This is a genomic window from Paenibacillus sp. ATY16, from assembly GCF_003399985.2.
Taxonomy (GTDB): Bacteria; Bacillota; Bacilli; order Paenibacillales; family Paenibacillaceae; genus Pristimantibacillus; species Pristimantibacillus glycanilyticus.
In genome coordinates, this window is record NZ_NMOK02000024.1 from 71,451 (window position 1) to 90,864 (window position 19,414).

Consider the following 19,414-nt stretch of genomic DNA (forward strand, 5'->3'; position numbering starts at 1 on the left):
GTAAAACGACCATGTAAATGTGATAAATGTAGGGTCCTGTCCATACATATAGAAAAGCGAAAATGTATGGAGGGCGATGATAAAAATGAAAATTGCGGTTTACATTATAACTGTGCTTAGCTTTTTTATATCTGCGGGTTGCAGCAATTCGTTTAGTGAATCGGATGCAGTAAAATATACATTTACCAAGCTGCATAATTTAAATGAGCCGCATCTAAATGCCGACTTTCCCAAACGAAATGGAACAAGGAATATGAAGGTCTCAATTGGTGGTATGTATGGAAATACAACGATTTTAATGTTAACAACAAGTGTTAAATTGATTGATACAGAAACATACGAAGTTACCTTTATCAAAGATTGGAACTATATAGTGGATGATAAAAATGTGATTAGTTATTGGAAATTTAGGGTTACGCCAAACAATGTGACTCTTTTAGGAAAAGATGACAAGGATGATTTACTGTCTGCAATAGGTTAAGATTCAAGTAGACCAACCAAGTACATACCGGCGGCTTTACGCTAACGGGAGACTTTAGTTCAACAACAAAACAGCTGCCGGCAATCATTCGGCAGCTGTTTATTCATAAGACTTCATTAACCTTAATGGCTTCGATTCTATATTCACACAGCTCTAAAAACGAACCTAAATCAAAGAGGAAGAGCTTGATTTCGTCGTATCTCTGGCTCTTACGTATAGTAAGGAATTCGAGAAAAATTAGCGTATCAGCTACTTGATGTGTTTTAAGTTTAAAAGCCTTAATTCTTCTATCTTCTCCCCAAGTCCAAAAAGATGCTAAAGAGGAAACCATGTTGGAATCTATGTCATCAAGCGGTTTTTGAGTCTTTATTTCGATAGTAAATATTGTTCCCTTCTTATGTATGAAGTTGGGGGATTGGTAATATTTCATTATCCCTGTCCACTCAAATTCTTTGTCTGTATAGTAGTCAAAATTGTCTTTAGTCACCTTTTTGCCCCTTTATTAGCCCATTGATCAGATTAAATTACATCATCTAACACAATTCAATTTAGCATGCATTGTTTCGCTTTTATACTGGATATTTTTATCATCTGTGATTTCAACTAACGGAGAACTATAGCTCAACAATCACAGCACGGCAGCTCGCACATGAGCTGCCGTTTCTCAACTAAAGGGCAGGTTAGTTCCAATATGTGGTATCATGTCTGTGGGACTTCTGGGACTGAATGAAGAAATAAGTGATAAATCCATCGGACACAGATTGTGGGGCACTCTAATGAACATGAGAATGGTAATATATTCGTTAATAGTCATCATCGCGCTAGGTGGCGGCTATATATACCGAACCTCCGTGACATATCCCATTAGCAATAATAATGAAGCGATTGACGTAGCGATCGAAAGCTTCATAATCAAGGGAAGTACTAGCGAGGACAAGAAAACGATTGATATCCAACTTTCTAGGGATATCGATAACAAGCAGATCGTCCTGTTTACGCTGGACGATCAGACTGGCGTAGCAGAGTTAAGCCGTGGGAAAAACGGCAAATACAAAATTGAGAATGCTGGATACGGGACTAATTGGATTCACCACCATGTTATTCAGACAAACAATGGATTCTATTACCAAGTAGCAGGTAAAAGAGATGGTATTGGCCGGATCCGCGCATATCTTGACGAAGAAGCAATAGACATTCCCGTTGAAGAAGGTGAGTATTACATCTCTTACTTTAACCTTTTAGAGGAGCCTGAAGCCTGGATGGCCAATCGTATGGTCGTCTATGATGTGGATGGTAACGAGCTGGTGCGAATCGGCATATCTAAAGATGAAGTCATTATTGGATCATCTTTAGATGAAAAATGACAGGGAAGTAGCCATAAAGCTAAAGGGTAACGATAATTCAACTGAGACTTAAAGGCAGCGTAATAATTGAGAGGAGACTTTAAGTGAGTGCAAACAATGAAGAACTACTATCTTATTTACAGAAGAGATTATCACATCTTAAGAAGAAAAAACTGGTTCATTTTTTTAAAACTAGTGAATCTTTATATATGAAACAAGGCAAAATTGAAGAACTCGAGGATATTATTAAACGGATAGAAACGGGTAACTTCGAATATAAAGATTATGATTGAAGCTTTAAACTAACGGGAGACGATAGTCTGGACCAACTCGAAGGTTTATTATCAATAAACAGGAGTGTGGACATGAATAAGATGCTAGAAATTAATGATTTTCTAAATAAATTATCAGCTAGCAATATCTTTTATCGCCTAAACAAGGTTAGAAGTGAAGCAATAATGGTCGAGGTTGCAGTACCAGGACAGAGATGGGAAATTGAGTTTATGGACGACGGTACTATTGAAATAGAGAAATTTATTAGTGATGGTGCAATGTATGATGTGGCAGAACTAGAAGTACTGTTTAAAGAGTTCTCGGATTAGCGGATTATTATAGGATGTTACGCTAACGAGGAACGTTAGTTGATTAAACATTACAGTATTAGATAAAACAGGGCATTCTGTTTGGAGGAATTTGATTTTGTTTAATGAAATCGTTTGGCATGCATTTTTTAAAACGAAAACATCTGACAAGGCACAAAAATTAATCAAAAACATTGAAGATGTTTGCAGTACCCAGGTCACGTTATGCAAATGCGAACGTTACTGGAAGGACAGCAGTCTATTTGACGTTACCTTCACTACCCCCTTAAACAATTCCAATGTCTCAGAAGCAGTCTTTCAAACTTTAGTGACCGCGCATAGTCTGGCTTACGAATGGGGAGTGTCTGGCCCATACACAAACCAAGAAAATAACTGGATGTTTAGTGGGATTACTACGAAAACGAAAGTAACTGGAATAGAATGGATTGAGTTTAGAATGATTTGTTGCGCTAGTTCAAAGCACCAAGAAGCAGCACGCGATACGTGGCTGCTTCTTTGCTAACCGAAACAGCAATTCCTAGCTGAGTCAGACACCGCGGCTAACATGCAACATCAGTTTAAAACTATACGACACCTTCGTTACTCAATCACCGTGATCCGGCTCGGAATATTGGCCAGATTCGTGCTCACGATCTCTACTCTATAGTCAGCTCGGAGCGCATCCAGCACCTCAGGTACGTTTATTCTGAAGCGCTTTAGCTTACCGTCATCCCGTAGCACGTTAATGATGCTGCCTTCTTTGTTTATGATACGGCCTTGAATCGTTCGCCGCGCCTTCGTCAGAAGGTCGATTAGCATTACTACGAGGAGCCCCAGAAATACTAGGCTCACGAGAAAATACGTAAAGCCAATAAAAGCGGGCACCATTTGATGGTCCGTAGTGAATAATCGAACGCCTGACAACGATAGCTGCAGTACACAAATTATTATGAAGGTCACAATGGTTTTGTTCGGTTTCAACTGCATAGTTGCTGCTCTCTCCTTTCTTTCTGTACGCTTTAGAATAAGCTCTAACATCACTGAGTGCGATGTATGATCAGAGTCAGGGCGTCATCTTCTAATCATCGCAGCTCATGATTTTCGTTCTGCACTCTACCTGCTTTTGCTTATCATCTATTTATAAAGGATGTCGTGTATGGAACCACACCCGATCAACTCAACCCCGGATTTGGTTTAATTTGGATATAGTATACACGATTGGGGGGGAGGAGAGAACAACTTTATGCGCTTATACCGCTGCCATCATAATGGCCACGGGGCCTTTATGTACTGCCATTAAGATCGAGTCACTCTATTAGCCCATTCAACTAACGGGACACGATAGTTCAGAAACACTGCGGCAGCTGATCAAAGGATCGGCTGTCGTTTTTGTTGTGTTGAAGTAAAGGGCAGATTACGTTAATGAAGGATCGAAGTAAGTTGGTCTAACCTTTAAAGTAATTGAGCAAAGGAACATGTTATAATTAATCAAAATATATGCTATATAGCTGGGGTAGCAACTAGCGGTGATAAGAGTTGAAAAGACGAGTATGGAAAAAACAACATTTAAAATATTTAGCGGATATCACATATGAAATTAGCCTTGAACCAAAGTGGAGGGAAATGCTGCTTGCAACTCCCTTTAGTAAAAAGTTTCGTATTAATTCCTCTTCGTATAATGGTTTAAGCGTTTATTTAGTAAAAGAAATTCGAAAAAGGGATTTAAGGTATTTTGTTTCTGTTGTTCCTCATTCAGAAACAATCGGTTGGGAAGATTGGGATCCTTCTTTGGTCTATTTTAAATTTGAAGCAGAAGGTTTTCCCGAAATGGTTTCCTTTTCTGCAAACACACCGAACTCCAAGTAAGCATTCAGCTTAACGAGGAACATTTTCTTAATGTTGACCTGAAGGCAGCCGGCCACAAAGATAATAACCGTAAGATTCTTGGAAATAAGGTGATGTTGGTGGACTTTTCGGAACAGGAAAGAATCATTGATTTTTCTGATTTTATCGGACAAAAGATAACAGAAATAACTTCAGTCGGACTCGAATTGGTAAACTTGAAATTTGTAAATGGAATCTTAAACGTGGAGTGTTCTTGGAGATTACGCTCTTCAACTGGTATTCTGGTTGGCATTAATGAACGTAAGGAAACTGAGTTTATAGCTATCTTAAAAGCTCATCTAATGTCCAAACCAATTACACAAATAAACTACTTTGAGTCCGGCGACTTAATTATTGAATTTGAGGGAAGATATTTTTTTGATTTATTTGCTGATTCGTCAACTTTTGAACACTTTCAGCTTTATCTCGGTGAGACATTGTTCTTAGTTGGCAGGTAAAGTTCGGTGAACGGGAGACTATAGCTCAACAACACAACAGCAGCCAGCATATAATGCTCGGCTGCTTTTTGCTGAATTAACGGGCTGAGTAGTTCCAATATGTGGTATTATTTTTAAAGAGTGATATGCAGAACAGGATGATGCCAATTATGGATGATTTTATTCAATTTGTTGAGCATCAAGCTATGGTACTGGGGAAAAGATTTTTCCCAAATAAATTTGAAGGAAGAACTTTTTTTGATTTAAATACAGGTTGGGAGCTAGAGGACATTAGTGGTTGGCTATTTGATAACAGTGAGGTCGATCTAGTAAAACGATTCATTATAATTCAAGGAAGCAAAGAAGAGTCAAGCTTCTCTACATTTTATTATAAAGCGGTTTGGAGCTTAAACGAAGGCAATCAAATAATTATAGAATTTATCAAGTACAGTAATAACTAAGATGGGATCCGGGCTGCAACGAGGTTGCTGCACTATAAGCTACAGCGGATTCTTGAAAGTCCGAAAATCAAGTATCTATTTCGTTTATTGGTTTGGGGGAGATTTAGATTCTAAAGCTGAAGCATTTTAATGATTTTAAGTGCAACGAAACGGTTTTAATTTCGGTTAATAAAGAATCCTTGATTGAGTTATTTGAAACCATAAGTAAACTTACTAATGTTTCTAATAAGGCTATGTATTTAAACAATTTGGACTATGTTGAATCCCTTGACGGAACAAAACTTACCTTTACTAGTTCAAATCATAATCTGGATTATACAAACTTAGAAATGAATTTATTCTTGAACTAACTAATCAGGAATGGGCTAATTTCAGAGAATCTTTAAAGGAACTGGTAGTAAGTGAACAAGGGCATCAGTACTGTGACTTTGCTCTATCAGCAGTACAATTAGTCATTTCATTAAACGAATACAATGATGATTGGATAGGTTGGAAGCAAGCTTAGGGACAGAATTCTAATGCTCTTTTAGGGAACGTTAATTCAGAACAGGGGAATGTACTTATGGAAAAGAGGCAACTTCATAGTGAAGAATCATTAATTATCAAAGCAAAACTAAACTCTGTCTGGGACATTACTAATTACTATTGGTACCCTTTGGCTAAAACGAATAGAAATGATGTAATTGCGATTGACTTCTCTTTTATAAATACTGATTTAAAGATGACTTATTTGAAAGAAAGCCTTATTACGCATGGTGTTACAGACATTTATGAATATTGGGCAGGCAAAGAACTTTGCTTTAAAATTGCTTTAAATTATGATACAGATCGGCTTTTCTGGAAAAGTGACCCTTACTTTTTTGAATGTTATAACGAAGGATTCTGGTTTTCAAAAGAAATGGATTGGATTATTTATTTTACTCATGAAGAAACATGTACAATAGGCGGCGAATGGTTGGTAACGAAAGTAAAACAGGAATGGTACGATTGGAATAAAAACATAAAGTGGGATACAAAGAACGATAAATCATTGAACTAACGGGGAACGATAGCTCAATAAGAACAGTTTCTCGGCCGGTCAATCATGACCGGCTGCTGACGTTTCTTAACTAATGGGCAGTTATCTTTCATGTTGACATGCAAACACTTGTTCTATAATATGGAATTGTATTCCATTTCATAAAGGACTGTGTATAAGTCAATGAATCGAGTTATTTCTTTCGAAATCAGCAGCCAAGATGCAGCCAAACATTCCAAATTTTCGAATTATTAAAGGAGGAGAAGAAATGGAGATTATCAATCAGCGGGAGAACACGCAAAAAGTCGTAGTGCGGAATTCCAGTCTAGCAGGAGCTGAGTTCGAAAATTGCCGCGCGGAAGAAGTATCGTTCCGAAATACTTCGCTGCCTAACTTCTGCGTCGAATGCGCAGATTTGAGCGATGCGAAGTTTAAAGACGTGAATATGTCGAGGATGTTCATTACCGATGCCAACCTGTCGGACCTTGAAATTGACGGGGCTCAGCTGGGTGGAGCTTTTATTCACAATATTGGACTGCCGACGAAAGGGCATCCGGCCTACCGGGAAGATCAAGGGCGCCAGCGCCCGCTGCGATTCGAGATGTGTGAGTTGGCGTGCAGCACGATAACCTCCTCTGATCTTAGCGGCATTCACATTCAAGGTTGTAACATCGAAGGGCTTACAATTGACGGAGTCGACATTTCAAAATTGCTAAAGCGCTACCAATCGGAAGGACAACCGGAAGTCAAGGCACTTCAGGAGGAGCCACCTCGGATGACGCCGCTCTTGAAACGGTCGGGCGCGGTATTCGTTCCGGTCCGCGATATCGAGAAGGCAAGAGATTGGTATTGCCGGATTATGGGGATACCTGTCGAGTCCGCTAATGTTATGAACGGTCATCTGTGTTCGCTTCCTGTTGAAGGTTCCGGAATCATTTTGGATACGATGCCGATGTGGGGCGGCGAAGAGCCCGGCGGTCCGCCGACATTCAAAACCCCAGCCTTTATGTTGCTGACGGATGATCTTGCCGCCTCATACACGTTTATGAAGGAGCAGGGCGCAGAGCTCGTCACCGCAATCGAGCACGACCACTGGTTCGCCTTCCGCGATCCGGATGGCAACCTGCTGATGGTCTGCAGGGCTTAGCTCAAAATATGAGAATCAGAGTCGGTGCTGTATTTATTCCTGTTTTGAACTTAATAGACAGTATTACATGGTATTCTGAATGTTTTTGTCTTCAATTAATTGATAACTGGGGAGCAGGAGCCAGCCTAAGTTTTAAAGAAGGAGAAGCATTAATTGCACTCATTCAGGTTGAAGAAATACGACCATTACAATTCCAAGTAAATATAAATCAGAAAAATGTGTATTTTCACTTTGAAACTAACGATATAAATGAAACTATTGATTTTTTAAAGGAAAAAGGAGTTGAAATTATTAGTTATATGGATCATGGTTTGATGAAAGAATGTTTTATTCACGATCCTTCTGGGAATCAAATTGCTATTTATTGCGAGAAGGAAGAATCTCCTTTTTATAAACATGCAACAGGGAAAACATCATGGTAAAGATAAACTTTAGATGCTGATTCGAGAAATCAGATTAATTCATGTTGATAGAGCGGAGTATCATGAAAAAACTAATTTTAAGTGTGATATCCCTTATTTTCATCGTTTTAGGAATTACATCTTCGCCATGGGTAACCGTAAGCTTTGCAGAACACAGAGCTATAAACACATTTGAAGGTCAATGGAAAAACGTATCAGATGGATGTGGCTTTGACTGTAAAAATTGTGGTGTTAAATCTACTGAAAAAGTTCTATTCGGTCGGAAGGTTGTTGTAGAGTATGCATGTGGTACTTTGCCATCTGATTCCACTGAATATCATAAGCGGAAAGAACTGTTTGTATCGTTTCTAGGCACCGTTCATTAATCTATCGGGGAACGATAGTTCAGCCATCCAGGAGCAGTTTGCTACAACGGCAGCTGCTCTTTTTTTATTAAACTAAAGGGAGATTAGTGTAACAACAAATACAATTTTATAACGTCTAGCAGTAAGATGAATTTATTATGGAGCAGGGAAACCCTGGCAGACGACATAGCGATTGGACGAGTAAGGCTGCTCTTCGAGGCGGCCTTTTTGTCATACTGCCGTATTCGGTCCCTGATGCTGTCCGTTTGCACGTGGGAACCTGCTAGCAAAACTAACAATGCCGACAATGTCAGCAGCGCAAAATACTTCACCACGTACAGAGGCAACGAAAAGAGGCTGATTATAAGAACCTTGCATGCGGTTTGGCAAGGGCGGCCTCGGCGGATCCGTTCAACCGGTAAGCGGACGGGGAAAAGGACGTATGCTTTTTGAACATGCGGTAGAAGTAGGAGTGGTCGTAATAACCCAGGAACGTGGCAATCTCGGATACCGTCAGATCTGAGCTGCAGAGTAGCCGGCAAGCTTCCTTCATCCGCAGCTGGTGCATGTACTGGATCGGGGACAATCCCATGACCTCGCGGAAGAGCGAAATCGTGTAATTCGGGGACCGCTGGATAAGCCCGGCCAGCTGGTCGATGGGGATAGCATCCCGGTAATGCTCGACCATATACTGCTGGAGCTTCCCGGCAAGCTTGAGCTTATACGGTGCGATGTCCGAGCTTTCCATCTCACGTGTGGCAATGCCGATGATCTCCTGGACAATTCCGGTGGAGACCATCCGGCGATTCTTCCCTTCTACTGTCCATTCCCGGTACAGTCGCTCGAAGCGGTGCTGGATATATTCGAAGCTCCGTAGCTTGCCCATGCGAAATTCGGATCTTGCCAGAAGCTCAATCTCGCCGGCTTCTTCCTCGCCATAGTCGAACAGCAATGTTAGCTTGGCGTGCTCCCCTTCATAATTCTCGCTGGCCCGCCACGATCCCGCAGGGATGAAGAGCAGATCGCCTTTGATCGCGATATAGGATTTCTGGTTGATCGTATAGCGGATCTTGCCCTCGGTAATGAGCGCCAGAATATTGCAGGTCAGCTTGTCCATGCCGTTGCGCCAGTTCGGGATACGGTTGTCGTAATGGACGGAGATGAGCGATAACATGTCAGCAACCTCTTTTCTTTTAGAGAGAGAATCGTACACGAAGCCGTTGGATTCTACATGACCTGGTCCAGGCGATCGGGTACTATTGAATTATATCATAGTATACAGGGAGGAATAATAATGAAGAAGAGGTTTGAGCGAAAAAAGAGAGCCGCTATCATGATGCTTGCCGCAATGAGCTTGCTGTCGGCATGTTCGTCGAACGCGTCTGCGCCAGCCAATGCACACAATCAAGGCTCGGGGCAGACAAGTAACGCGGGCGCAAACACGGGGCAAGCCGAGCAAGTAACGCTGCGCGTGATGGATTGGAGCGACAGCACGAAGGCGATCCGGGAGGAGTTCCACCGGAAATTTACTGAGAAATACCCGAATATTAAGATTGAATACACACAGCTGACGATTGACCAGTTCAAGAACACGATTCTAACGGCGGTGAAGTCGGAAGAGGCACCGGATTTGTTCCCGGTCCCGACTGGCATGAAGCTGCCAACCTTGGTGAAGGACGGCTGGTTCCAGCCGCTTGACCCTTACATCGACGATAGTTTTAAGAGCTTGTTTGTTGACGGGACGTTCCAAGAGGGGACGACGAAAGTGGACGGCAAAATTTATGCGATTCCCGAATCGCTGTCTCTGCCAGGCACTCTGCTCTTCTACAATAAGAAGCTGTTCCAGGAGGCGGGGCTTGATCCCGAGAAGCCGCCGGCTACGTACAGCGAATTCCGCGAAGCTGCCAAGAAAATTACGGAAGCGGGCCGCGGAAAATACTATGGCATTATCGAAGGCGGCAAACAGACGAACCGCTGGACGGATACCGCAAGAGACTGGTCTGCCCTTGCAGGAAGCGGATTAAACAGCCAGTCGCCGGTTAGTCTAGTCACGAAAAAAACGACGTACGATTCAGAGGCCGTACTAGGTCTGTTCAACCTGTTCCGATCGATCGCCAAGGACGGCAGCTATCATCCGAAGACGATGAGCTTGTCCGCGCCGGAAGCCCGGGCATTATTCGCGCAAGGCCAGGCCGGGTTCATAATTCAAGGCGCCTGGAATGTCGGGGTATGGAAGCGGGATAACCCCGAGCTTGACTTCGGCGTCGCGCCGCCTCCGGTTCCGGATAGCGGGCAGAAGGGCGCGCTTCCATTGACCAGCTCAGGCGGCTGGCTCGGCTTGTCCGCGAAGTCGGAGCACCCGAAGGAAGCGGCGCTCTATCTGAAGGAATACTACGGGGGAGATTTCTTCCAAGCGAAGAAAGTGGAGTCCGGTGATTCCTTCTCCATCGTCAAAGGCATTAATGAGAAATATGCGACTTCCGAGCAGCTGAAGCAATATTACGATATCGCGATCCAGTATGGCCGTACGGTCCCGGATCCGAACATCTTGAACCCTGCCGTTTCCGAGGTGTTCGCGGCGTTCAAGGACGTGCATCCAAGCTTAGGCGAGCTGCTGGCCGGCGTGGTCGGCGGCGCGATCTCGGATGCGCCGGAGAAGCTTCATAAACTATCCCAGCAGTTGGACCGTGCGTGGTCGGAAGCGATCGAGGCCGCCAAGAAGAGCGGCGCTGCTGTCGACGCCAACGATTTTGAATTTGCCAATTGGAAGCCGTTGGAGAATTACGAGGCAGATGATTATGCTGCGGCCAAATAAATTGGGAGGCCGAACAACGGTGTGGAGGAATGGCGTTATCCCCATTCCTCTCCCTGAAGGAGGACGCCATGAAGTTGCAAACTGAAGTTTTACCTTCTACGGTAACATTGGGACAACGGCAGACAGCAAGATCCCGCCAAACTCGCATCCAGTTTTGGTGCTGGTTGTTCGTGGCCCCGAATCTGACGCTGTTCCTCTTGTTCACGGGCTGGCCGATTGCGGTCAGCTGGTATTATTCGCTGCTGGACTGGTCGGGGCTCGATTCTCGTTCCGCCTTCGTCGGTCTAGATAATTTCAAAGCGCTGATCGCCGACTCGTACTTCTGGAAGGCGTACCGGAACACATTCGTCTTTATGCTGGGCGCCGTCCCGCTGCAGATTGGGCTTGCGCTTGCCGCAGCGGTCATTCTGAATCACCCGAAGCTGCGCTTTGCAGCCTTTTTCCGAACGGTTATCTTCCTGCCCGTGGTGACGACGGCCTCGATCGTCGGGATTATCATGGTGTACATCTGGGCGTCCGACGGCGCGGTCAATTGGCTGCTCCAGCGTCTCCACATCCTGAATTCGCCGATCAACTGGCTGGGCGATGCGGATTGGGCGCTGTTCACGGTCATCATCATCTACGTATGGAAAAATCTCGGCATTAACGTCGTGTACTGGCTGGCCGGATTGCAGAGCGTTCCGCGCGAACTGCAGGAAGCGGCCAAAGTGGATGGCGCCGGGTTCTTCGCGGTATTCGGGTACATTACGCTCCCGCTAATCTTGCCGATTGGCCTGATCATTCTGCTGCTTGACATCGCAGGCGCGCTGAAAGTATTCGATCTGGTGAAAACGATGACAGACGGCGGACCTTTCTTCGCTACGGATGTTGTGTCCACCTATATTTACCGTTACGCGTTCTCCAGCGAGCTCGGGCTGCCAAGACTCGGCTACGCATCGGCGGCGGGTATTCTATTCGCGGCGACCGTGCTCGCGATTGGCGTCATCCAGCGGCTGGGCACCGGGCTTCTTAGGCGCGGCGGTGCTGAAAGGAGCGTGAAGTCATGAGCGCGATCGCCGTCAAGAAGAAGCTGCGGAACATCAGAGAATTGCTGCTGTACCTCATCTCCGCCGGTTTGCTCGTCATTTGGGTGTATCCGTTCCTATGGATGGTTTCGGCTTCCTTCAAGACGGAGGAGGAATTCTTTAACAACGGGCTCAGTCTCATTCCGAGCTCGCTGAGCTTCGCGAACCTAAGCCGGGCATGGAATGAAGGGAACTTCAGCCACTATTTCGCCAATTCGGTCGTCATTACGGTTACCGTCATCCTCATCGTCTTCATCGTCACGGCTACCTGCGGCTACGCGATCGGGCGTTATTCGTTCGGCGGAAAAAAGCTGATCGTGGCCCTGTTCGCGGCCAGCATGTTCGTCCCGCTCGAGTTCGCGATCATCCCGATCTTCGAGCTGATCAAGAAGCTCGGGCTGATGAATTCGCTGCCCGGCGTGATCGCGGCGGAGTCCGGCGGCAGCCATGTCGTCTTCGTACTCCTGTTCGCCGGGTTCTTCCGCCAGCTGCCAAGGGAACTGGAAGATTCGGCCACTATCGACGGCTGCGGGTTCTTCCGGACCTTCGTCTCCATCATGCTCCCGCTCGCCAAACCGGTCATCGGAAGCGCGATTATCATGCAGTTCATTTGGACATGGAATTCCTTCCTGCTGCCGCTCGTGCTCACTTTAAGCAAGCCGGACATCCGGCCGCTGGCAGTCGGGTTATACGCGCTGCGCGGCGAGAATGTCGTAGATTGGACAGGAATCGCAGCCGGAGGGACGATCGCCCTCGTGCCCATCATCGTCATCTTCTTATTGCTGCAGCGGTTCTTCGTAGACGGGATCGCCGGCGCGGTGAAAGGGTAAGGTCGGCATCTAGGGGCATCGCGATGCCGCGGACAGACTATTACTAATGTTCAAAGGAGTGCTCGACATGAGGATTTTACTGCTCGACCTGGATTCTACGCGGCCCGATCATCTCGGCTGCTACGGCTACCATCGGAATACGTCACCAAACATTGACCGGATCGCCGAAGAAGGGGTCCGTTTTACGAACTATTACACCTCGGATGCGCCATGCTTTCCGTCGCGTACAGCGCTTATGACCGGACGGTTCGGCATCCATAACGGCGTCGTCGGCCATGGCGGAACGGCGGGCGATGTGAGGCACGACGGCGAAGACCGTCAATTCCGCAGCCGGCTGAATCATGAGAGTTTCCCTTCGCTGCTGCGGTCCGCGGGCCTTCGCACCGCGCTGATCAGCCCATTCGGCGAACGCCACTCGGCGTGGACGTTCTACGCCGGCTTCAACGAGATCCACAATACCGGACGAGGCGGGTTGGAGTCCGCCGAAGAGGTCACGCCAGTCGTTCTGGATTGGATCGAGCGGAATGCAAGTCAAGATAACTGGTTCCTGTACGTCAATTATTGGGATCCGCATACGCCGTACAGGGCGCCGGATGCTTTCGGCCATCCTTTCGAAGACGAGCCGCTGCCGGATTGGATTACGGATGAGGTGCTGCTCGCGCATACGACGACGAAGGTTGGTCCGCACAGCGCGCAGGAAATCAATATGTTCGATAACAAAACCAATCCCAAGTATCCGAGGCATCCCGGCGAATTCAAGGACCGGGAGGGGCTGCGCAGGATGATCGACGGTTATGACACCGGCATTCGCTATATGGACGATAATGTCGGGCAGCTGTTCAAGGCGCTGGAATCACAGGGAGTCATGGATGATTTGGTCGTCATCATTACCGCCGATCACGGCGAGAATATGGGCGAACTTGGCATCTACGGCGAACACGGGACGGCCGACCAAGGAACGTGCCGGATTCCGATGATCATCCGGTGGCCGGGATTGGCGCGGGGGCAGGTCGACGAAGGACTGCATTATCATCTGGACCTGCTGCCGACGCTCGCGCAGCTGCTGGGCAAAGAACCGCAGCCGGGCTGGGACGGATCGAGCTATGCGCAGGTTCTGATGGGGGGAGCGTCCAATGGCAGGGAGAGGGAGTATCTCGTCGTTTCTCAATGCGCGCATGTCTGTCAGCGCAGCGTACGCTTCGGGGATTATCTGTACATTCGAACGTATCATGACGGATTCCACTTGTTCGATAAGGAGATGCTCTTCAACTTGAAGGAAGATCCGTACGAGCAGCATAATCTGGCTGAATCGTGCAAGGCTCTGTGCCGCGAAGCGGTCTATTACTTGAATGAATGGCATGATGGCATGATGGCTTCGATGAAGAGCGATATCGATCCGCTGTGGACGGTAATCCGGGAAGGAGGACCCTACCACGCAAAGGGCCATCTGAAGGATTATGTAACTCGGCTTGTGGATACCGGAAGAGGCGAGGCGGCTCAGGAGCTGATCCGGCGGCATCCGCGCGAAGGATTTTAAAGACCTGGCGAAGCCGGGGAATACAATAGCTACCTGCCCCAGCTCTTGACCATGTCTTTATCTGCGATGACAAGAGCATCCTTATGGTCACTTCTAGAAAGTGTGTTATCTCGGTTTTACTTATTCTATTGACAAGATTATTAAACGATAGAAACGGGTAACTTCGAATATCAAGATGACGATTGAAAATTTCAACTAACGAGAAACTATAGTTCAATAAAAAAGCTGCAGCAGATCCGAAGATCAGCTGCAGCTTTTTTATTGAAGTAAAGGGCAGTTTAGCGTGGTTAAACAAGGTAAAAATTAACTGAAAAAGTCATGACTTTATTCTTATCTCAAAACATAAATTAGAGGAAATTTCTATACGACACTCGAAAAGCGCATGCCTGTTGCATTGATCAGATAACTAATGTATATTGGTTTTATTATTGATCAATCACTATCAAAAAAGAGGAGTTTTGAAATGGCTAAATCTGATGCAACATCTGTCAATCGAAGATCAGACATTATTTCTGCAGCAATTGAAGTTTTCGCGGAAGTGGGTTACTATCGGGCAACGACGGTACAAGTGGCAGAACGGGCAAATATTTCCCAGCCCTACGTATTCCGATTTTTTTCAACAAAGGAAAACTTACTGCTGAGCGCGTTAGAGGTTTCTTGGACTAGGGTCGTTGATTCGTTCCGTAAGGTGGTGGAAACGACATCGCCGGAATTGCTGGAGGCTACGCTCATCATGGAATACGAGAACATTCAGGAGAAACATCGGAATGAGATCCTGTTGCAAATGCAGGCGCAGACCATTCAGGAAGAAGCAATTCAGAATACGATGCGAGGCGGCTTTAAGGAAGTCCGAGATATGGTATTAACAGCGTTCCGTGGGGCTGGTATCGAGAAGTCCGAAGAGCGGACGATGCTTTTCCTGGCCCGTGGAGTACTGTGCAATGTAGCCCTCGCGCTTAATATGCCCGAATTAATGAAGGGGTGAGGAAAAATTTTTTAAATTTGTTATTGATCAATCACTAACCATGTGATATAGTTGTTTCAAGAGTTAGTGATTGATCAATCACTAACAGTAAAAAGAGAGGTGATACCGGTCTTTTCTCATTAGAGCAATTTGAAAGACAGCGGCAATCAGGATCAGACCTGATCATCAAAATAGGGATGACTGGATGGTTCAAAAATTTTATTTGATTGTAATTGATCAATCAATAACTAGGAGGAGATTGAAATGAGTTCTATGGTTCAAACGGCAATAACGAATTCTCGCGCGGTATCCTATAGGTGGTGGGCATTGATCGCGTTAGCTCTCGCGCAATTCTTAGTGGTGCTGGACGCATCGATCGTTAACATCGCACTCCCATCACTCGGCTCGGAGCTTCACCTAAGTACGAATACGCTAAGCTGGGTCATTACCGCTTATGTGCTTCCTTTCGGGGGAATGCTGCTTCTCGGCGGAAGGTTATCGGACCGATTCGGGCACCGCAAACTGTTCATGATCGGAGTCACCGGATTTGCACTGGCATCAGCCGCGGCTGGTCTTGCAACATCAGGAGCCTGGCTGCTCACTGCGAGAGCGATTCAGGGGGCATCGGCCGCCTTGCTAGCCCCTGCGGCACTTGCTCTTGTTACTAAGTTGTTTGCAGATCCACGTGATCGGGCTAAAGCGCTTGGCATATGGGGGGCAGTAGCAGGCATCGGCAGCGCGGCGGGCGTGCTTTTAGGTGGTGTGCTGACGGCATCGCTCGGCTGGTCATCGGTGTTCTATGTGAATGTACCTGTAGCTGTTTTGGTTCTTGTGACCGTGCCCTTCCTTATCGCAAAAGATTCCCTCGGCGAACGCGTAAGTTTAGACGTACCGGGCTCAGCTACAGTAACATCCGGCATTGTGGCACTCGTAGCCGCTCTATCTGGGACGGAGCAAGTGGGCTGGACAGCTCCGCAGACGCTGGTGCTTATAGGCTTGGCAGTTGTATTGCTCGGATCGTTTATTTTCCTCGAGAAGCGTGCTACTAACCCGCTTATGCCGCTTGGCATTTTCCGCAACAAGTCAGTCGCTGGTGGTAATCTAGCGATGCTCCTCATCGGAGGAGCGACGACAGGACTGTTCTTCGCACTTTCCGTGTACATGCAACAAGTCCTTCATTACGGAGCGTTAAAAGCAGGGCTCACCCAGCTCCCGCTGGCCGGCGCACTGGTCATGATTGCTGGAGTTGTTCCGGCCGTAATAAAAAGCATCGGTACACGCAATACGTTGGCTGGGTCGCTCATTGTACTTGCTGCAGGGCTGATCTGGTTGTCTTTCTCACCAAGTGACGCTTCGTTCATAACTCATCTGCTTGGGCCTTCTATCTTGATTGGGATCGGACTCGGCGGCGCATTCGTCTCAGGTACGGAGTTGGCGGTGCATGGCGTAGCTGACGCAGAGGCGGGACTTGCAAGCGGCTTGATTAATACAAGTCAACAGATCGGCGGAGCTATTGGACTTGCGCTGCTTACAACAGTGGCGTCGTCTCGAATGGATCATTTGATGGGCAGTGGTGCATCCGAAGCAAAAGCATTGACTGGGGGATTCTCCTGGGTATTCCTTGGCGCAGCCGGGTTTGCAGTAATTGGCGCGATTGTGGTTCTTACGCTGATACGGTCATCTTCATCTTCTAAAATTAGTGATTAATCAATTACAAAGGAGTGTTCAAAATGATTAAAGCAATGGTAGTTAGAGCAGGCAGTGGCTGGGGAACGGCAATGATTAAGCAGTTAATTGGTTCAAATATAGAAGTCGTAGCTTATTCCGGTTCGAAACGGAAACTGGAGGGGCTTGAGAAGAAATTATCTTCTTCATCGCTTCTACGGACCGTACGAGGAGATGCCGGGAACCCGCGCGAATTACTTGCAGCAGCGGAAGGTGTTGATGTCATTTTCTGCGGGACCTACTTAACCTACGACGATAAGCCGGATAAGGTACGGCGGATGCTCGAGGCGGTTCGGGGCGTCTCTGCGCTGACCGGAGCGAGGACGGTCATTCTTGAAGGGGTCTATTTTCCTGCTGATGACAATCCGAGCTCTCCGTCTGAAGCATCTATGCGAATCATGATCCCGGAGTTGTTCGGCGAGGGTGTCTCCAACACAATTATTCATTATGCGCTTCGCAAAATCATCCAAGAGAAACCTATCAAACGGCTCATCGATCCATCTGTCAGAAGAGACTATCTATACGTGGAGGATGCCGCGAGGTATATACAGGAGCTGGCCATCGCGGATTCTGCTTACGGAAAGAACTGGCGCTTACGGAGCAATGGTCAGATCTCACAAAACGAACTGCTCGATCTGGCGGGTTCCGTTATTCAAAGATCCCCACGAATCGAGTCGAGCGGTGGCTGGCAGCTGCGCTTGCTGAGATGGTACGAATCCCGGGCGGAAAGAATGCTGAATCAATATGAACAGATCGGTACGAATAAAAAGGTGCAAGGCATCGAATTTTGCGGTCCCATTACCACTCCTTATCAAGAAAGCATAGCTTCAACGGTAAGGCACATGGCGAAGAAAGGAGGCATGCTCTTTGAATAGAAGGAGAACGGTAGTCTATGTAGGGATCCCTATGCTATTGGTGGTTTTGATCGGTGCGGCGCTAATCACCTATTTCTGGCAAATGCGGCTTCAAAAGCCGGTGGACATGAACATGGCCCATCATACGATGACCGGAATGGCGGGAATGGAGCATATGGAGCACATGGCGGGCATGAAGAACTCCCCCGCAGGAGGCGAGGTGTCTTGCGATTCCCTGACTGCTCCTGAATCATCCGCCCCGATTCGCAAGTTCGAACTGACGGCAGCACGGACGACATTGAAGCTGGATAACGGCAAGACGGTTAAGGCATGGACTTTCAATGGTTCTTCTCCTGGGCCCGAGCTTCGTGTGACGGAGGGCGATAGAGTGGTCATTACCCTCCACAACAAGGACATCGAAGACGGTGTTACGATTCATTGGCATGGGATCGAGGTTCCGTGTTCACAGGACGGCATCGCAGGACTGACGCAAGATGCTGTGCCGCCCGGGAGTCAATTTACCTATACGTTCATCGCGACGACTCCGGGTACTTATTGGTATCACTCCCACCAGATGAGCTCGATTCAAGTCAGCAAGGGACTTCTGGGGGCACTCATCGTCGAACCAAAAGCAAAATCCGATGCTTCAACATCGGAGACGACTGCGCTGTATCAACAACTGGGATCTACCATGCTGGTAAACGGAAGCGCGAAAGGGCTGACAGTCCCAGGCCTGCCGGGCGAATTAGTCAGGCTGAGGCTGATCAATGCGGGTAATGAAACGATGGAATTCAATGTCGACGGGGCTTCTTTCCGGGTTGTGGCGATGGATGGTCATGATCTTCATGAACCCGGGTTGCTGGATGGAGTGATAGTTCCGATCGGAGCCGGACAGCGCTACGATCTGCTCATTCAAGTTCCGAATACGGGAAAAGTTATCATCACCAGAACCTCGGCTAAGAGCTTGCCGATTACGATCGGCAGTGGCGGCGATCCACAGCATTCGGCAGGCGGACAGTTATTCTCGTTCATCGATTATGGCACTCCGCTTCCTAACGATACCATTCTGCAAACAGATCGGCGTTTCAATCTTAAGCTAGGTCAGAACCTTTTTGTCAAATCCATTAATGGTAAAGCCTTTAGCGATATTCCCCCAATGACCGTAAAAGAAGGGGATCGTGTACTCATCACCGTTTCCAATGCAGGTGGAGGTGACCATCCGTTTCACGTTCATGGACACGTGTTTCGCGTTTTGAGTAAGAACGGCGTTGCCTTACACGGTAGTCCGGTATATCTGGATACGCTGCTAACGAAGAAGGGCGAGACCTATGAACTGTACCTGGAAGCCAATAATCCGGGCCTCTGGATGGTGCATTGCCACAATCTTAAGCATGCTTCGATGGGAATGAGCATGATGTTGAATTATGAAGGCATTACAACACCATACCGGGTGGGAACCCAATCAGGTAATCTTCCCGACCTTTAAAGAAACTCAATAATTCGTTAT

General features: G+C 46.8%; 23 protein-coding genes. 20 read left to right on the forward strand and 3 right to left on the reverse strand.

Translation table 11 applies throughout. From position 1 onward, the window contains the following. Window positions 1–85: 85 nt before the first annotated feature. Complete coding sequence (locus CFI03_RS15485; RefSeq protein ID WP_248757891.1) at window positions 86–481, forward strand: hypothetical protein; 396 nt, start codon at window positions 86–88, stop codon at window positions 479–481. A 103-nt stretch (window positions 482–584) separates the two neighbouring features. On the opposite strand, the gene CFI03_RS15490 is transcribed toward CFI03_RS15485, so the two are convergent. Then, window positions 585–968, reverse strand: coding sequence for a hypothetical protein (locus tag CFI03_RS15490; protein WP_248757892.1), 384 nt, complete (start codon window positions 966–968; stop codon window positions 585–587). A gap of 289 nt (window positions 969–1,257) precedes the next feature. Between CFI03_RS15490 and CFI03_RS15495 the strand changes: the two genes are divergently transcribed. The 4 genes from CFI03_RS15495 (at window position 1,258) to CFI03_RS15510 (ending at window position 2,928) form a co-directional block, all read left to right on the forward strand. Beyond that, window positions 1,258–1,845 carry a hypothetical protein gene (locus CFI03_RS15495; protein WP_248757893.1) on the forward strand — a complete coding sequence of 196 codons (588 nt, stop codon included), beginning with the start codon at window positions 1,258–1,260 and terminating at the stop codon, window positions 1,843–1,845. Window positions 1,846–1,928: 83 nt separating this feature from the next. Continuing rightward, on the forward strand, window positions 1,929–2,117 hold the full coding sequence (locus tag CFI03_RS15500) for a hypothetical protein (RefSeq protein WP_248757894.1): 189 nt from the start codon (window positions 1,929–1,931) through the stop codon (window positions 2,115–2,117). 72 nt (window positions 2,118–2,189) lie between these two features. After that, on the forward strand, window positions 2,190–2,426 hold the full coding sequence (locus tag CFI03_RS15505; RefSeq protein ID WP_248757895.1) for a hypothetical protein: 237 nt from the start codon (window positions 2,190–2,192) through the stop codon (window positions 2,424–2,426). Between the two features lie 97 nt (window positions 2,427–2,523). Beyond that, a complete protein-coding gene (locus CFI03_RS15510) occupies window positions 2,524–2,928 on the forward strand; it encodes a hypothetical protein (RefSeq protein WP_248757896.1) in 405 nt (134 codons plus the stop codon). A gap of 77 nt (window positions 2,929–3,005) precedes the next feature. On the opposite strand, the gene CFI03_RS15515 is transcribed toward CFI03_RS15510, so the two are convergent. After that, window positions 3,006–3,392 carry a hypothetical protein gene (locus CFI03_RS15515; protein ID WP_248757897.1) on the reverse strand — a complete coding sequence of 129 codons (387 nt, stop codon included), beginning with the start codon at window positions 3,390–3,392 and terminating at the stop codon, window positions 3,006–3,008. 549 nt (window positions 3,393–3,941) lie between these two features. On the opposite strand from CFI03_RS15515, the gene CFI03_RS15520 reads away from it, so the two are divergent. From CFI03_RS15520 to CFI03_RS15550, 7 genes are all read left to right on the forward strand, one after another. After that, on the forward strand, window positions 3,942–4,271 hold the full coding sequence (locus tag CFI03_RS15520) for a hypothetical protein (protein WP_248757898.1): 330 nt from the start codon (window positions 3,942–3,944) through the stop codon (window positions 4,269–4,271). Window positions 4,272–4,369: 98 nt separating this feature from the next. Next, a complete protein-coding gene (locus CFI03_RS15525; RefSeq protein WP_248757899.1) occupies window positions 4,370–4,747 on the forward strand; it encodes a hypothetical protein in 378 nt (125 codons plus the stop codon). Between the two features lie 149 nt (window positions 4,748–4,896). Then, the gene (locus CFI03_RS15530) at window positions 4,897–5,187 is read left to right on the forward strand and encodes a hypothetical protein (protein ID WP_248757900.1); all 291 of its coding nucleotides are present in this window, start codon (window positions 4,897–4,899) and stop codon (window positions 5,185–5,187) included. Between the two features lie 562 nt (window positions 5,188–5,749). Next, entirely contained in the window at window positions 5,750–6,226 is a 477-nt protein-coding gene (locus tag CFI03_RS15535) for a hypothetical protein (RefSeq protein WP_248757901.1), read from the forward strand. Between the two features lie 247 nt (window positions 6,227–6,473). Then, the gene (locus tag CFI03_RS15540) at window positions 6,474–7,352 is read left to right on the forward strand and encodes a VOC family protein (RefSeq protein WP_248757902.1); all 879 of its coding nucleotides are present in this window, start codon (window positions 6,474–6,476) and stop codon (window positions 7,350–7,352) included. An 8-nt stretch (window positions 7,353–7,360) separates the two neighbouring features. Then, window positions 7,361–7,774: a VOC family protein gene (locus CFI03_RS15545; protein WP_248757903.1), complete on the forward strand. Its 414-nt coding sequence runs from the start codon at window positions 7,361–7,363 to the stop codon at window positions 7,772–7,774. A gap of 62 nt (window positions 7,775–7,836) precedes the next feature. Then, complete coding sequence (locus CFI03_RS15550; RefSeq protein ID WP_248757904.1) at window positions 7,837–8,139, forward strand: hypothetical protein; 303 nt, start codon at window positions 7,837–7,839, stop codon at window positions 8,137–8,139. A 340-nt stretch (window positions 8,140–8,479) separates the two neighbouring features. Here CFI03_RS15550 and CFI03_RS15555 read toward each other — a convergent pair whose 3' ends face one another. After that, window positions 8,480–9,292: an AraC family transcriptional regulator gene (locus CFI03_RS15555; RefSeq protein ID WP_248757905.1), complete on the reverse strand. Its 813-nt coding sequence runs from the start codon at window positions 9,290–9,292 to the stop codon at window positions 8,480–8,482. A 120-nt stretch (window positions 9,293–9,412) separates the two neighbouring features. On the opposite strand from CFI03_RS15555, the gene CFI03_RS15560 reads away from it, so the two are divergent. The 8 genes from CFI03_RS15560 (at window position 9,413) to CFI03_RS15595 (ending at window position 19,393) form a co-directional block, all read left to right on the forward strand. Then, on the forward strand, window positions 9,413–10,933 hold the full coding sequence (locus tag CFI03_RS15560; protein WP_248757906.1) for an ABC transporter substrate-binding protein: 1,521 nt from the start codon (window positions 9,413–9,415) through the stop codon (window positions 10,931–10,933). A 68-nt stretch (window positions 10,934–11,001) separates the two neighbouring features. Further along, the gene (locus CFI03_RS15565) at window positions 11,002–11,979 is read left to right on the forward strand and encodes a carbohydrate ABC transporter permease (RefSeq protein ID WP_248757907.1); all 978 of its coding nucleotides are present in this window, start codon (window positions 11,002–11,004) and stop codon (window positions 11,977–11,979) included. Further along, window positions 11,976–12,827: a carbohydrate ABC transporter permease gene (locus tag CFI03_RS15570; RefSeq protein ID WP_248757908.1), complete on the forward strand. Its 852-nt coding sequence runs from the start codon at window positions 11,976–11,978 to the stop codon at window positions 12,825–12,827. The genes CFI03_RS15565 and CFI03_RS15570 overlap by 4 nt, the downstream gene beginning before the upstream one ends. Before the next feature lie 67 nt (window positions 12,828–12,894). Beyond that, window positions 12,895–14,364, forward strand: a complete 1,470-nt coding sequence (locus CFI03_RS15575; RefSeq protein ID WP_248757909.1) for a sulfatase family protein — start codon at window positions 12,895–12,897, stop codon at window positions 14,362–14,364. Between the two features lie 463 nt (window positions 14,365–14,827). Beyond that, a complete protein-coding gene (locus CFI03_RS15580; RefSeq protein ID WP_248757910.1) occupies window positions 14,828–15,349 on the forward strand; it encodes a TetR/AcrR family transcriptional regulator in 522 nt (173 codons plus the stop codon). A 243-nt stretch (window positions 15,350–15,592) separates the two neighbouring features. Beyond that, entirely contained in the window at window positions 15,593–17,035 is a 1,443-nt protein-coding gene (locus tag CFI03_RS15585) for a DHA2 family efflux MFS transporter permease subunit (RefSeq protein ID WP_248757911.1), read from the forward strand. A gap of 23 nt (window positions 17,036–17,058) precedes the next feature. Continuing rightward, complete coding sequence (locus CFI03_RS15590) at window positions 17,059–17,928, forward strand: Rossmann-fold NAD(P)-binding domain-containing protein (RefSeq protein WP_248757912.1); 870 nt, start codon at window positions 17,059–17,061, stop codon at window positions 17,926–17,928. Continuing rightward, the gene (locus CFI03_RS15595) at window positions 17,921–19,393 is read left to right on the forward strand and encodes a multicopper oxidase family protein (RefSeq protein ID WP_248757913.1); all 1,473 of its coding nucleotides are present in this window, start codon (window positions 17,921–17,923) and stop codon (window positions 19,391–19,393) included. The genes CFI03_RS15590 and CFI03_RS15595 overlap by 8 nt, the downstream gene beginning before the upstream one ends. Window positions 19,394–19,414: the final 21 nt, after the last annotated feature.

What these genes read in the sequence shown, in the direction of transcription:
- CFI03_RS15485 (WP_248757891.1), top strand. Translation starts at nt 86, where the DNA reads ATGAAAATTGCGGTTTACATTATAACTGTGCTTAGCTTTTTTATATCT.
- CFI03_RS15495 (WP_248757893.1), top strand. Translation starts at nt 1,258, where the DNA reads ATGAACATGAGAATGGTAATATATTCGTTAATAGTCATCATCGCGCTA.
- CFI03_RS15505 (WP_248757895.1), top strand. Translation starts at nt 2,190, where the DNA reads ATGAATAAGATGCTAGAAATTAATGATTTTCTAAATAAATTATCAGCT.
- CFI03_RS15515 (WP_248757897.1), bottom strand. Translation starts at nt 3,392, where the DNA reads ATGCAGTTGAAACCGAACAAAACCATTGTGACCTTCATAATAATTTGT.
- CFI03_RS15530 (WP_248757900.1), top strand. Translation starts at nt 4,897, where the DNA reads ATGGATGATTTTATTCAATTTGTTGAGCATCAAGCTATGGTACTGGGG.
- CFI03_RS15535 (WP_248757901.1), top strand. Translation starts at nt 5,750, where the DNA reads ATGGAAAAGAGGCAACTTCATAGTGAAGAATCATTAATTATCAAAGCA.
- CFI03_RS15540 (WP_248757902.1), top strand. Translation starts at nt 6,474, where the DNA reads ATGGAGATTATCAATCAGCGGGAGAACACGCAAAAAGTCGTAGTGCGG.
- CFI03_RS15545 (WP_248757903.1), top strand. Translation starts at nt 7,361, where the DNA reads ATGAGAATCAGAGTCGGTGCTGTATTTATTCCTGTTTTGAACTTAATA.
- CFI03_RS15550 (WP_248757904.1), top strand. Translation starts at nt 7,837, where the DNA reads ATGAAAAAACTAATTTTAAGTGTGATATCCCTTATTTTCATCGTTTTA.
- CFI03_RS15555 (WP_248757905.1), bottom strand. Translation starts at nt 9,292, where the DNA reads ATGTTATCGCTCATCTCCGTCCATTACGACAACCGTATCCCGAACTGG.
- CFI03_RS15560 (WP_248757906.1), top strand. Translation starts at nt 9,413, where the DNA reads ATGAAGAAGAGGTTTGAGCGAAAAAAGAGAGCCGCTATCATGATGCTT.
- CFI03_RS15565 (WP_248757907.1), top strand. Translation starts at nt 11,002, where the DNA reads ATGAAGTTGCAAACTGAAGTTTTACCTTCTACGGTAACATTGGGACAA.
- CFI03_RS15570 (WP_248757908.1), top strand. Translation starts at nt 11,976, where the DNA reads ATGAGCGCGATCGCCGTCAAGAAGAAGCTGCGGAACATCAGAGAATTG.
- CFI03_RS15575 (WP_248757909.1), top strand. Translation starts at nt 12,895, where the DNA reads ATGAGGATTTTACTGCTCGACCTGGATTCTACGCGGCCCGATCATCTC.
- CFI03_RS15580 (WP_248757910.1), top strand. Translation starts at nt 14,828, where the DNA reads ATGGCTAAATCTGATGCAACATCTGTCAATCGAAGATCAGACATTATT.
- CFI03_RS15585 (WP_248757911.1), top strand. Translation starts at nt 15,593, where the DNA reads ATGAGTTCTATGGTTCAAACGGCAATAACGAATTCTCGCGCGGTATCC.
- CFI03_RS15590 (WP_248757912.1), top strand. Translation starts at nt 17,059, where the DNA reads ATGATTAAAGCAATGGTAGTTAGAGCAGGCAGTGGCTGGGGAACGGCA.